The following is a 12,700-nucleotide window of genomic DNA, read 5'->3' as shown; positions in this document are numbered from 1 at the left end:
TTGAGAGGTCCTGACCGGCCTTGACCCGGTTGCTGGAGCGGAGAGAAAGATGTTCATTCAGACCGAGGCGACGCCGAATCCCTCGACCCTCAAATTCCTGCCCGGCCGCGAAGTGCTGCCCGAAGGCACCACGCTGCACATGACGAATGCCGCCGAGGGCGTGCAATCGCCGCTGGCGCAGAAGCTCTTTTCCATCGAGGGCGTCGCCGGCGTGTTCTTCGGCTCGGACTTCATCACCATCACCCGCTCGGGTGTGGAGTGGCAGCACCTCAAGCCGGCCGTGCTCGGCGCGATCATGGAGCATTACCTCTCCGGCGTGCCGATCCTCAATGCGGATGTCGCGCCGCTGGAGGAAGGCGAGGAGTTCTTCGACGAGGCGGACGAGGATACGGTCGAGACCATCAAGGACCTGCTCGAGACCCGCGTGCGCCCGGCCGTGGCGGCCGATGGCGGCGACATCACCTTCCGCGGCTATCGCGAAGGCGTAGTCTATCTCGCCATGAAGGGCGCCTGCTCGGGCTGCCCCTCCTCCACGGCCACGCTGCGCAACGGCATCCAGAACCTGCTGCGCCATTTCGTGCCCGAAGTGCAGGAAGTCCGCGCGGCCTGAGGCGGCGGGGTCCTGTGACGAGTGGCATCGACCGGCCGCTTTCATCAATGTTTAAGGCAGCAGGTGCTTAATCCCCTCGGGGGGCCGGAGTTCGCTACGGCCATGCGCCTGCTGCTATCCATATTCTTTACGAGCGCCCTGTTCGGCGCAGTCCAGGCCCAATCCGCACCGCTGACGGAACGACGCCTGATTGACATGTTCGATGCGCGCCTCGTCCGGGACGGGCTGGATCCGATCCGGGCCTGCCGAGGGAAGGACGATGAGTCCTATGCCTGCACGTTCGACGACGCCGAATATCTGACGACGATCACGCCGAGGGGCGATGTCACCGGCTCGATCGGCACGTCCCGTTCACCCACCTCGATGACCATCGTCCTCGCCGGCAATGCGATCGATTCGATCGGCCTGGTGGGCGACCGGGCTAGCCCGGCGGACCTGATCAACTTCACCGCCCACCTTGAAAGCCTGCTTCACACGATCGAGCCGGAGAAGAGTGATTACGACATCGAGCAGGACACGCTCGATCTCGGCGTGATGCGCGGCGATTCCGATGGCGATATCGGCAGGGCCCGGGTCGTTACCGAGGGCTTCGCCACCATCCGCTGTCTCAACCAGCGCTTCGTGGTGAGCCCCGGCATTGCCTGCATGATCACGATGAGGCCGACCGGCTGAACTTTCTTCAGCTCGCATCGGATGGATAATTGGGAAACGGGCGTTTCCGAAACGCCCGTTTCCCGGGATGCAAAATGCCTTATTCCCACTCGAAGAAGTCTGGATGGGTCCGGCGCCATTCCGACACGCGCTCGCGATGGGCGCCGATCATTTCGCCGAACTGGACGCAGGCCCGGCGGTCGCCCCTGTCGCAGCCTGCATGCAGACGATCGAGGCGGTCGACATAGGGATCATAGGCGACCGGGGCCGGCTCATACACCGGTGCAGGCCGCGGCGGCGGGGCGGGACGATCGGCCAGCGCCTGGCCGAGCAGGACGCCGCCGACCGCCCCAAGCGCTGCGCCGCCGACAAAAGCGCCGGTGCGGCCGTCGCCTGCAGAGGCCGGCGTGGCCGCCAATGCCGTCGTCACGCAAAGCATTGCGGCTGAAAGGCAGATCTTCATCGTCATTGTAACAGGAACTCCGATTTGATTACCCCAGCATTGTCAGTAAAATATCGCGATCCATCTTAAGGCTCGATGAACAACAATGGTTTATTTTGAATATCTATTCCTAATAAATCAGTAATTATTGTGACGAATAGACAGATTTAAGCCACAATCCTGAACAGATTGACTGATTTGATTACGACCCCGACGCTTCAGGCAACAAGCCCAGCCAGCGGTTGAACCGACAGCGAATCCGGGAAGACAGCCGATCCCAACACCATCGGCGAGAGGCCGAACTGGTCGGCGAGCAATCCCTTCAGCACACTGCGCACATCCGTGGTCGGCTTGAGATCGCGGCCTTCGTGAAGCTGGGCGATCTTCAAGCCCGGCCAGTCGGCGACGACGCGCCCTCCCTTGAGTGCACCACCCGCCAGGAGCATGATCGTCCCGGTGCCGTGATCGGTTCCTTCGGTGCCGTTGATGCGCGCGGTGCGGCCGAATTCGGTGACGGCGACCACGACCGTATCCTGCCAATGCTGGCCCAGGCCGCTTTCGAACGCTGCAAAAGCGCCATCGAGGCCGCCGAGCAGGGTCGCGAGCCGGCCCGTTGCTCCACCTTCGTTGACATGGGTATCCCAGCCATCGAAGGCGAGCGCCGCCACGCGCGGACCGTCATCGGCCGCGATCAGGCGGGCAGCCCCCTCGGCCGCCTGGCGCATGCCGGCGGCGCTGTCGAGCCCGCCCTTGCGTTTGGTCATGCCCATGCCATCCCCGGCCGCCATGCGTTCAGCCTCGAGCCCCCTGCGCAAGGCGGAGGCGAGGATCGGATCACGGTGGTCGTAGAGATCGAGAAGGCGCGCCGCGAGATCATCGCCCGCATCCGGCAGCACTTGCGGAGCCCAGCCGAGCACCGGTGCGGCGCCCCGCATCACCAGGGGCGTCGAAGGCCCGACGGCGAGACCGCCCTGCGGCGCGACACGGTCGCCGGCAGGAAGGCTGGCGAGAGCGCGGTTGAGCCAACCCGTCGCGGTATGGCCTGCCCCCGGAAAGCCACTCTCCAGCACGTCCTGCCCGTCGAAATGGGAGCGCTCGCGATAGCCGGTGGCAGCAGCGTGTACCACCAGCGCCTGCCGGGCCTGGAACAGCCGGGCAAAGGTCGGCAGGGCCGGATGGAGAGCGAAGAACCCGTCCAGGGGCAGGGCTGGATGTGGTCCATCGAGCGCCAGGGCGATATCGCCATGCAATCCGCGATAATCGGGATCACCGACCGGCGCCACGGTCGAGAGCCCGTCCAGCGCTCCGCGCAGAACGAGCACGACCAGGCGCGGATCCCTCGTGCCCGCCGCTCGGGCAAAACGCGGCAGATAGGCCCAGCCGAAGAGGGCGCCACCGGCCAGCAGGACAGCGCGACGGGAGGGATGCGGACGCTCGCACAATGGATGCATGGCTATCTCCTCTGGAATTCGGGGGCCATCAACAGCAATGCCACCGCCTGCTGGCGCGATTCGGCGCGGCTGACGGCCTGGCGCGTCTCGGCCGATGCCGAGGGGCCGATGAGGGCATCCAGGAGATCGGCGGGCTCGGCAAGACTCCTGGCCTGGCGCGCCGCCTGCCAGGCGATGTCGAGGCGCATCGCCATGCCCGCCGGGGACGCCTGTGCATCGACGAGATCGGAAAAGCCGTTCGGGCCGGGCGGCTGCCACAGGGGAGCGCCCAGCGCCGCCAGCCAATTGAGGGTCTGGCCGGGATCAGCATCCGGGCCAGGGCCGATACCGCGCCGCAAGGCGAGAACGAAATCGAGAGGCGAGCGCATCTTCGCCAGGGGCTGCGACCAGGCTTCCGGCGCGTTGACCAGCGCCATGGCAAGGGTGCGAAGATCGCCGTCCGTCTTGATGAAAATCTCCGCCAGGCGCGCGACCATCGGGGCCGGTGGATCGTCCGCGATGAAATGGCGCGCGATCTTCGTGGCGATATGCCGGGCCGTGGCGGGATGGCGAGCGAGATCGTTGAGCACGGCCTCGGCCTGGCCCATGCCGCCAGCCGGATAGGTCTTGCCGAGGAAGACCTGGTCGCCCGGCTCATGCGTGCTGGCATTGAAGACGAAGCTGCCAGGCTCGCCGAGCCGCCCTTCCCGCCCCGCCACCATCCAGCCGGTGAGGATGCGCGCGAAGGCGGTCACGTCGGCCTGGCTGTAGCCGCTGCCGACACCGAGCGTATGAAGTTCGAGGATCTCGCGGGCGAGATTCTCGTTCAGGCCGCGGTTGCGGTTGCGTCCCGCCCGCGAGTCCGGGCCGATGGATTGCTGGTTGTCCAGGTAATAGAGCATCGCCGGATGATGCTCGACGGCCACTAGCATATCCGCAAAGCGGCCCAGCACGAAAGGACGGATCGCCTCGCGCTCGAAGGCGCCCGCAGCCGCCCGCACGATGTTGTCCTTGGCGACAGAGATGCAGAAATGGTTGGACCAGAAGGCGACGAAGCGTTCGACGAAGCCGATTTCCGCCCCAATCGCCTTGGCAATGCGTGCCTGCGCCTCCGCCTTCAGCAGCCGGGCCTCGACGGGCTGCTCCGGCTTCATCGGCCCCTGCGGAACGGGAGCGGCGAGATTGCCCTCCGGGCCCATCTGAACGGTGGCCGCGGGCACTGCCATCCGCTCCATCTTACGCTGCAGGTTCTCGTTCATGACAGCCTGGATGGCCGCGGCGCTGCCCGGCAGGAGGTTCGCATCGGCTGCAGCCGGGATCAGGGCGATATCGGGCCTGGCGAGTTCCGCCCGCAGGGCAGCACGCGGATCGCCGCCCAGCCTCGCCAGGTCGCCGGGGCGAGGTCCCAGGCCGAAACGATTGAAAACAACCCGCGCAGGGTCAAGGTCCTGCTTCGTCACCATCGCCTCCCCCATTCAGGGCGGCGGCAGTATCGGCGAGGTGTCCGCTGCCATCGCGGCGAACCGATGACTTTAAAAAGGCCGACTATTTCCAAACTTTGCTGAACAGCCGGCGGCCTGATCTTGACCGGGCGGGATCGTCCTCCAGCAGACGCGAATGGTTTGCCTTTCTACCGTAAAGGGAGTAGGCAGGCTTCCCGCGACTGCAAATACTTTTCCAATTTGGCCAAAGAAAGCCTCCTGCACCAAGTAGAGGCATGACCCAAAACAAGAAAGCCGACGAGGAAAGCCCGCCAGCCGGTCCTTCCCGTCCTGCCCGCCTCCTGGACGTCGCCCGTCTTGCCAAGGTTTCCCGCGCGACCGCGGCGCGTGCTCTCGGCGGCTATGGCCTGGTCACCGAGGAGACGCGCGAGCGCGTCGCGGCGGCGGCCCGGACGTTGAACTACCGGCTCAACGAGGCGGCCAGGGCCATGCGGGCGGGCCGCACCCAGGTCATCGGGGTGGTGCTCGCGGACATCAGCAATTCCTTCTTCGCCAGCGCGGCCCGGGCGATCATCGATACCTGCGCCTCCCTGGGATATCAGACCCTGATCGTGAACACGGACGACGATCTCAAGACCGAGATCGAGGCCGTGCAGACCCTGATGGAGAAGCGCGTCGCCGGCATGATCGTGGTACCGTCCTCGCCCGACCACAACGAGCATCTGCAGAAGGCGGGCGCAGGCGAGGGACGCATGGTGCTGCTCGACCGCCGCATCGCGGACATTCCGGTCAGCGCCGTGACCACGGATGACCGCGGTGGCGCCCGCGAGGCCGTGGAATTGTTCATCGCCCGCAGACACACCCGCATCGGCCTCGTCGTTTTGACTGCGGCTGCCACCTCGCATCGGCAAAGCGAGCCGCGGGGCGCCGTCTCGAGCGCGCGCGATCGCGTCCTCGGTGCGCGCGAAGCCCTGGCGGCCGCCGGCCTCGACCTGCCGAAGGACTGGCTGCGCTACACGCCGAACAATCCCCAGATGATCATCGACGCTGCGACGTCGATTCTCAGTGCCGATCCACGGCCCACCGCGATCTTGGCGACATGCGAGGAAATCGCCATCGGGGTGCTGGCCGCCTGCCGCGCCTTGAACCTGGCGGTGGGGCGGGATGTCGCCCTCATCAGTTTCGACGAATCGCCGTGGTCGGGCGCCCTCACGCCGGCGATCTCGGTGGTGCAGCGTCCGATCCATGAAATGGGGCGCGCAGCCGTCAATTTGCTGGTTCGGCAGATTCAGGGCGGCGAAGCCGGCCGGGATGTCGAGATGCCGACCATCCTGATCGACCGGGAATCGGTCTTCGATCTCGCGCCTTGATCGCGGACCAGCGTTGACAGGCCTACCTTCTCGTGCATCAATCTTTTTGTAAGTTTTTATAATAAAATGAGATCGATCTCATTCATGAGGAGGAAATCATGAAGGCTTTGAAATGCCTCGCCGGCATCGCCATGGCCGGTGCGGCCCTGGTCACGGGCATATCGGCCCCTGCCCTGGCCAAGGAGGTCAAGACGGTCGGCATATCGGTGGGATCGCTCGGCAATCCCGGCTTCGTGATCATCGCCAACACCGCGACCCGGATCATCAAGAAGGCCTATCCCCAGGCGCAGGTGACCACCGTCGGCTACGACTACGACCTCGGCAAGCAGGTCAACCAGATCGACAATTTCATCGCGGCCGGCGCCGATTTCATCCTGCTCAACCCCGGTGACCCCAAGGCGATCACGCCCGCCATCAAGAAGGCCCAGGCGGCCGGCATCCCGGTCATCGCCTTCGACACCGGTGCCGAGGGCGCGGATGCCATCGTGATGACCGACAACATCATGGCCGGCAGCGTTTCCTGCCAGTATATCGCCGATAAGCTCAAGGGCGCCGGCAATGTCGTCATCCAGAACGGGCCGCAGGTCTCCTCGGTGATCGACCGCGTGGTGGGCTGCAAGCAGGTCCTGGCCAAATATCCCGACATCAAGATCCTGTCGGACGACCAGGACGGCAAGGGATCGCGCGACGGCGGCATGGCCGTGGCGCAGGGCTACCTGACCCGCTTCCCCAAGATCGACGCGATCTTCACCATCAACGATCCGCAGGCCATCGGCACGGCGCTCGCCGCCAAGCAGGCGGGCCGCAGCGAGTTCTTCATCACCTCGGTCGACGGCTCTCCCGACATCGAGGCCGCCTTGAAGGATCCGGCGCTGGACATGATCAAGGCCTCCGCCAGCCAGGATTTCTACGCCATTCCCAAGGTCTCGGCCCAGACCGCGATGGACCTGGTCAACGGCAAGAAGCCCGAGAAACCCGTCATCCTGATTCCCTCCGCCCTGGTCACCCGCGAGAATGTCGGTGACTACAAGGGATGGAATGCCAAGCACGACGACTGACGTCGCCACCTGACATAACATAGCCTCCCCCCGTCCCCCGGGGGGAGGCCTTTTCAACGCCTGAAAGCGCACGCAAATGCCTCCGCTCGACACATCGACGCTTGCCTCGTTCGGCCCGACCGTCACCCGGCCGACTTATGATCGCAGCCGGCTGCGGGCCGGGATCGTGCATTTCGGGGTCGGCAATTTTCACCGCGTGCACCAGGCCATCGCCATCGAGGCCTGCCTGCATCATCCTGGGCATGAGGATTGGGCGATCTGCGGCGTGGGGCTGACCGACGGCCCCGCCGCACGGGCCAAGGCCGATGCCTATCGCCGGCAGGACAATCTCTACACCGTGACGCAGCTCACCTCCCCGGCTCCGACGGAAACGCAGATCGTCGGTGCGATGATCGACTATCTGCATGCCCCGGCGGATCCGGAAGCCGTGCTGGCCCGTCTCGCCGATCCCGCTACCCGCATCGTCTCGCTCACCATCACCGAAGGCGGCTACAACATCGACGAGACCACCGGCACTTTTCGTCTCGATCACCCCGACGTCCGCCACGATCTCAAGGGCGGCCCGCCCCGGACGGTGTTCGGCTACATCGCGGCTGCGCTGGCGCGCCGTCGCGAGGCCGGCCTGCCGCCCTTCACCGTGATGTCCTGCGACAATCTCCCCCGCAACGGCGACACCTCGCGCCTTGCAGTGATCGGCTTTGCCCGCGCCCTCGACCCCGGCCTCGCCGACTGGATCGAGGCGAACGGCGCCTTCCCCAACTCGATGGTCGACCGCATCGCGCCGCAGGTGCCGGAGGACGAACGCCGGCGCATCACCGCCGGCATCGGTGTCGAGGATCTCGTCGCCGCCACCTGTGAACCCTATACGAGCTGGGTGGTGGAGGATCGCTTCTGCGCCGGCCGCCCCGAGCTCGAACGGGCCGGCGTGGTGTTCAGCAGCGAAGTGCCGGCCTATGTCGCGGTGAAGGGCAGGCTCTCCAACGCCGCCCACATGCTGATGTGCTATCCATCCCTGCTGATGGGGGGGCGGCTGGTCGACGAAGGCATGCGCTATCCCGACGTTCCCCGTCTGCTCCACGCCTTCTGGGAGCGCGATGTTCGCCGCCTGGTCGAACCGCCAGCGGGCTATTCGACGAAAGCTTTCACCGACACGGTGATCGAGCGCTTCGCCAATCCCGCGATCAAGGACCAGCTTCTCCGGGTGGCCGGCGACGGTGCCTCCAAGATCGTGGTCTTCCACGGCAAGACCATCGGCCAGTTGATCGCCGGTGGCTCGGACCTGGCGCGCGAAGCCTTCCTGCTTGCCTGCTTTGCCCGCTATCTCGGCGGCGTGGATGATCAGGGTGTTGCCTTCGACATCTTCGAGCCGCGCATCGGCGAAGCCGATTGGCAGCGACTGAAAAGCGGCGATCCCCTGGCCGTGCTCGACATCGAGGCCTTTGCCGGCCTCGGCCTTCGCGAGAGCCCTGCCTTCGTCGCCGCTTACCAAATCCAGTCAAAATCATTGGCAAGCCAGGGAACAGCTGCAACATTGGCGCAACTGCTGAGATAACGGCATGAGAACGGGGGCAGGATGAACCCAGGCCAGACGCATCCCTTCCTGGAAATGCGCAATGTTTCCAAGACGTTCGGCCGGGTCCAGGCCCTGAAGAACGTATCGCTCGATGTCAAGCTTGGCGAGATCCATGCCCTGATGGGCGAGAACGGCGCCGGCAAATCGACCCTGATGAAGATCCTCTCCGGCGCCTACACGCCGGATGAAGGCTCGGAAATCCTGATCGATGGACAGAAGGTGGCGATCTCGGGTCCCATGGCGGCCAAGCAATTGGGCATCGCCATCATCTACCAAGAGCTTGCCCTCGCACCCAATCTCACCGTGGCCGAGAACATCTATCTCGGCCGCGAACCGAGCCGGGCCGGCCTGATCGACCGTAGCGCCATGGTAGCCGGCGTCGAGAGCGTGCTGCAGCGCCTCGGTGCCACCTTCAGCGCACGCGACAAGGTCGCCGAACTCTCCATCGCCGAACGCCAGCTGGTGGAGATCGCCCGCGCCGTCCACGCCCGCTCGCGCGTCTTGATCATGGACGAGCCCACCACGACGCTCTCCGAGCGTGAGACCGAGCGGCTGTTCGCCCTGGTGCGCCAGCTCAAGCAGGAGGGGCTCGCCATCGTCTATATCAGCCACCGCATGAAGGAGGTCTACGAGCTCTCCGACCGCGTCTCGGTGCTGCGCGACGGCACCTATGTCGGAACCCTGGACCGCGAGGCGATCACCCCCGCCGCGGTGGTGCGCATGATGGTGGGACGCGACCTCTCCTCCTTCTACAAGAAGGAGCACGACGCCCACCAAAGCCGCGGCCGGATCATCTTCTCGGTGCGCGACATCGCCGATGGCAGGCGCATCCAGCCCTGCTCCTTCGACATCCACGAAGGCGAGGTGCTCGGCATTGCCGGCCTGGTCGGCGCCGGCCGTACCGAGCTGGCCCGCCTGATCTACGGCGCCGACGCGAGGATATCGGGCACCGTGACGGTCGATGGCAAGGAAGTCAGCATCCGTTCGCCCCAGGACGCCATCGAGGCCGGCATTGCCTATCTCACCGAGGACCGCAAGCTGCTCGGACTGATGCTGGACATGTCGGTGGCCGAGAACATCAATCTCGGCGTGATCGCCCGCGACGCCCTGGCCGGCGGCTTCCTCAACCTCGCCAAGGGCCGCAGGCGCACGGCCGAGGCGATCCAGGCCACCGGCATCCGCACCGCCTCGCCCGACGCGCCGGTCGGCGGCCTGTCGGGCGGCAACCAGCAGAAGGTCCTGCTCTCGCGCCTGCTCGAGACCAAGCCGCGCGTGCTGATCCTGGACGAGCCGACACGCGGCGTCGACATCGGCGCCAAATCGGAAATCTACCGCCTGATCGACCGGCTGGCTCGCGAGGGCGTCGGCGTGGCGGTGATCTCGTCCGAACTGCCAGAAATCGTCGGCATCTGCGACCGCGTCATCGTGATGCGCGAAGGCCACATCGCCGGGGAACTCGGCGGCGGCGGTAATGCCGAAGCGGTCAGCCAGGAGAACATCATGGCCATCGCGACCTCAGCCGCGAAGGATGCCGCATGAGATACCCGGCTTCCACCCGACGATCCCGCACCACGACATACCGGCAAGACGAGACAGCCCCCAAGACAGGCAGGACTGTGCGATGACATCCACCAACCCTTCCACCGCAGATACCGCCCGCCGCAAATTCGCCCTATCGGGCACCCTGCGGGGCCTAGGCATGCTGCCCGCCCTCGTGCTGATCGCCATCCTGTTTCAGCTCCTGTCGGGCTATGTCGAATCCGGCGGCCTGTCCTGGACCAGCGGCCGCTTCATGAGCTGGAACAATCTGTCGATCGTGGCCCAGCAGGCCTCGATCAACACCGTGCTCGCCGCCGGCATGACCTTCGTCATCCTCACCGGCGGCATCGATCTTTCGGTCGGCTCAGTGCTCGCAGCCTCGGCGATGATCGCCCTGATCGTCTCGCTGATCCCGGGCTGGGGCATGATGGGGGTGGTGGCCGCCCTGGCAACCGGCGGCCTGCTCGGCCTCGCCAATGGCGCGCTGATCGCCTTCATGCGCCTGCCACCCTTCATCGTCACCCTCGGCTCGATGACGGCGGTACGCGGCCTCGCCCGCCTGTTCGGCGCGGACAAGACGATCTTCAATCCCGACCTGCCCTTCGCCTTCATCGGCAATGGCACGATCTTCGGCGTGCCCTGGCTGATGGTGATTGCGCTCGCCACGGTGGTGGTATCCTGGTTGATCCTGCGCCGCACCGTGCTGGGGCTGCGCATCTACGCCATCGGCGGCAATGCCGAGGCCTCGCGGCTGTCCGGCATCAAGGTCTGGTCGATCCTGCTCATCGTCTACGGCATTTCCGGCCTACTGGCGGGCCTCGGCGGAGCGATGTCGGCCGCCAAGCTCTATGCCGCCAACGGCCTGCAACTCGGCCAGTCCTACGAGCTCGACGCCATCGCGGCGGTGATCCTCGGCGGCACCAGCTTCGTCGGCGGCATCGGCTCGATCTGGGGTACCCTCATCGGTGCCCTGATCATCGCCGTGCTTTCCAACGGCCTGATCCTGATCGGCATTTCCGACATCTGGCAATTCATCATCAAGGGCCTGGTGATCATCGGCGCCGTCGCCCTCGACCGCCTGCGTTCTTCCGGCAGCGCCCGCACCTGAACCGATCCGCCGGGGCCTCAAGCCTTCCCGCCTCCGTTACATGCGTGACGGAGGCGGTTCTCATTGTGGCGCTTGCCGTCTCGGCTTCACCGAACACCGGCATCCACATCTGGCGCCATGGAGTCCTCTCGACGTCCTCCGCCCCATGCTGAAGTCCGGCCCCTGCCGGGATTCACGGCGCTCTCACGCGATTATGCTAAAGCGTCTCGCGATTGGACGGAGACAGCTGGAACCGCACGGGCGCGTCGAAACAGGGAGCTCGAGCAAGCAGGCGCTCAGCCCGGAGCCGACATCGGGACAGTCGAGCGAGCGGCAAGCGCCAGGCGGCAAGAGGGGGGCGAAGGTGGACAAGCTCACAGGCGTGCAAGTCTCCGAACTGGCCAAGGCCCTCTCGACAACCGTCAATCTCGATGATCTCGGCAATTTCGTCTATGTGGCGACCGGCGATCAGCTCGAGGTTTACTGGACCGATGTGAGGCAGCCGCTGGTCTCGGTGCTGCGCGAACTGGTCATTCGCCTCGAAGAGGAAGGCCAGACCGGCAATTTCCTCAAGGCGATCTACGTCAACCGCCCGCATCGCGACGATATTCGCCAGCTCATCATCAGGCTGGCGCCGGAAGCGGCGGCCGAAACCCTGACCAACCCCTATGACCTGGTGGTGCTGGACAAGGATCATCGCGGCACGCAGCCCAGCGCCGAGACCCTGGGCCCCGGCCTGCAGCGCAACGTCAAGCCGCATCTGCGAATGCTCGATCCTGCCTTGTGGATCGCCGAAATGAACGAGACGCTGCGCCGGGTCTGCCGCATCGAGATCGACGGCAGCCCGGCCGGCACCGGTTTCCTGGTCGGGCCGCAGGCCGTGCTGACGAACTGGCATGTCGTCGAGGCCGCCGCCGGACAGAACGGCATGACCGCCATTTCCTGCCGCTTCGACTATGCCCGCAAGGCCGACGGTTCCTTCAACGAGGGCGAGGCGGTCGCCTTGTCCGCCACGCCGCTGCTGCACCATCGTCCCTATGCGCCCGCCGAAATGACCGAGGCGCCGGACGAGCCGCCACCCACGACGACCGAGCTCGACTTTGCGCTGCTGCAGCTCGCCGGGACCGCCGGCACCAAGCGCGGCTGGCTCGCCCTGCCGAAGCGGGACGAGGCCCTGAGCCAAGGCTCGCCCCTGATCATCGCCCAGCATCCCCATGGCGGCCCCGTCAAACTGGCGATCGACACCGAGGCGATCCTGCCCACGCCCGCCCCGCCGGGCCGGCCGAGGCTGCGTTATGCCACCAACACCGATCCGGGCTCTTCGGGCTCACCTTGCCTGAGCATGGAGTGGCAGCTTCTTGCTCTCCATCATTTCGGCGATCCGGCCTGGAGCGACCCGAAATTCAACCAGGGCGTCCCGGCGGGCCTGATCCGGGCGGATATCGAGGCGGCCGGCTTCGCCGCGGCCATCCCGCCGGCCTGAGGAAGGGAGAACGGC

The 12,700-nt window shown here is 65.7% G+C and carries 11 protein-coding genes; 8 read left to right on the top strand and 3 right to left on the bottom strand.

Annotated features, from left to right (window positions below):
- Window positions 1-49 precede the first annotated feature (49 nt).
- Window positions 50-610 (top strand): NifU family protein, encoded by a 561-nt coding sequence (locus U1R88_RS11900; protein WP_068292648.1) that lies wholly within the window; start codon window positions 50-52, stop codon window positions 608-610.
- A gap of 102 nt (window positions 611-712) precedes the next feature.
- Entirely contained in the window at window positions 713-1,282 is a 570-nt protein-coding gene (locus tag U1R88_RS11895; RefSeq protein ID WP_322431436.1) for a hypothetical protein, read from the top strand.
- Between the two features lie 79 nt (window positions 1,283-1,361).
- Here U1R88_RS11895 and U1R88_RS11890 read toward each other — a convergent pair whose 3' ends face one another.
- The 3 genes from U1R88_RS11890 to U1R88_RS11880 all read right to left on the bottom strand — a co-directional run bounded on the left by U1R88_RS11890 (window position 1,362) and on the right by U1R88_RS11880 (window position 4,596).
- Window positions 1,362-1,730, bottom strand: a complete 369-nt coding sequence (locus U1R88_RS11890) for a hypothetical protein (protein WP_322431435.1) — start codon at window positions 1,728-1,730, stop codon at window positions 1,362-1,364.
- A gap of 191 nt (window positions 1,731-1,921) precedes the next feature.
- A complete protein-coding gene (locus tag U1R88_RS11885) occupies window positions 1,922-3,154 on the bottom strand; it encodes a DUF1501 domain-containing protein (RefSeq protein WP_322431434.1) in 1,233 nt (410 codons plus the stop codon).
- Between the two features lie 2 nt (window positions 3,155-3,156).
- Window positions 3,157-4,596, bottom strand: a complete 1,440-nt coding sequence (locus U1R88_RS11880) for a DUF1800 domain-containing protein (protein ID WP_322431433.1) — start codon at window positions 4,594-4,596, stop codon at window positions 3,157-3,159.
- A 254-nt stretch (window positions 4,597-4,850) separates the two neighbouring features.
- Here U1R88_RS11880 and U1R88_RS11875 point away from each other — a divergent pair, with 254 nt between their 5' ends.
- From U1R88_RS11875 to U1R88_RS11850, 6 genes are all read left to right on the top strand, one after another.
- Complete coding sequence (locus tag U1R88_RS11875) at window positions 4,851-5,945, top strand: LacI family DNA-binding transcriptional regulator (RefSeq protein WP_322431432.1); 1,095 nt, start codon at window positions 4,851-4,853, stop codon at window positions 5,943-5,945.
- Window positions 5,946-6,043: 98 nt separating this feature from the next.
- Entirely contained in the window at window positions 6,044-7,003 is a 960-nt protein-coding gene (locus tag U1R88_RS11870) for an ABC transporter substrate-binding protein (protein ID WP_068292631.1), read from the top strand.
- A gap of 76 nt (window positions 7,004-7,079) precedes the next feature.
- A complete protein-coding gene (locus U1R88_RS11865) occupies window positions 7,080-8,555 on the top strand; it encodes a mannitol dehydrogenase family protein (RefSeq protein ID WP_322431431.1) in 1,476 nt (491 codons plus the stop codon).
- Window positions 8,556-8,576: 21 nt separating this feature from the next.
- Complete coding sequence (locus U1R88_RS11860) at window positions 8,577-10,115, top strand: sugar ABC transporter ATP-binding protein (RefSeq protein WP_322431430.1); 1,539 nt, start codon at window positions 8,577-8,579, stop codon at window positions 10,113-10,115.
- 82 nt (window positions 10,116-10,197) lie between these two features.
- The gene (locus U1R88_RS11855; protein WP_322431429.1) at window positions 10,198-11,223 is read left to right on the top strand and encodes an ABC transporter permease subunit; all 1,026 of its coding nucleotides are present in this window, start codon (window positions 10,198-10,200) and stop codon (window positions 11,221-11,223) included.
- Between the two features lie 343 nt (window positions 11,224-11,566).
- Window positions 11,567-12,685, top strand: a complete 1,119-nt coding sequence (locus U1R88_RS11850; RefSeq protein WP_322431428.1) for a trypsin-like peptidase domain-containing protein — start codon at window positions 11,567-11,569, stop codon at window positions 12,683-12,685.
- Window positions 12,686-12,700: the final 15 nt, after the last annotated feature.

Source organism: Labrys sedimenti (assembly GCF_034424805.1).
GTDB classification, from domain to species: Bacteria; Pseudomonadota; Alphaproteobacteria; order Rhizobiales; family Labraceae; genus Labrys; species Labrys sedimenti.
This window is presented reverse-complemented; position numbering and strand designations above follow the sequence as displayed.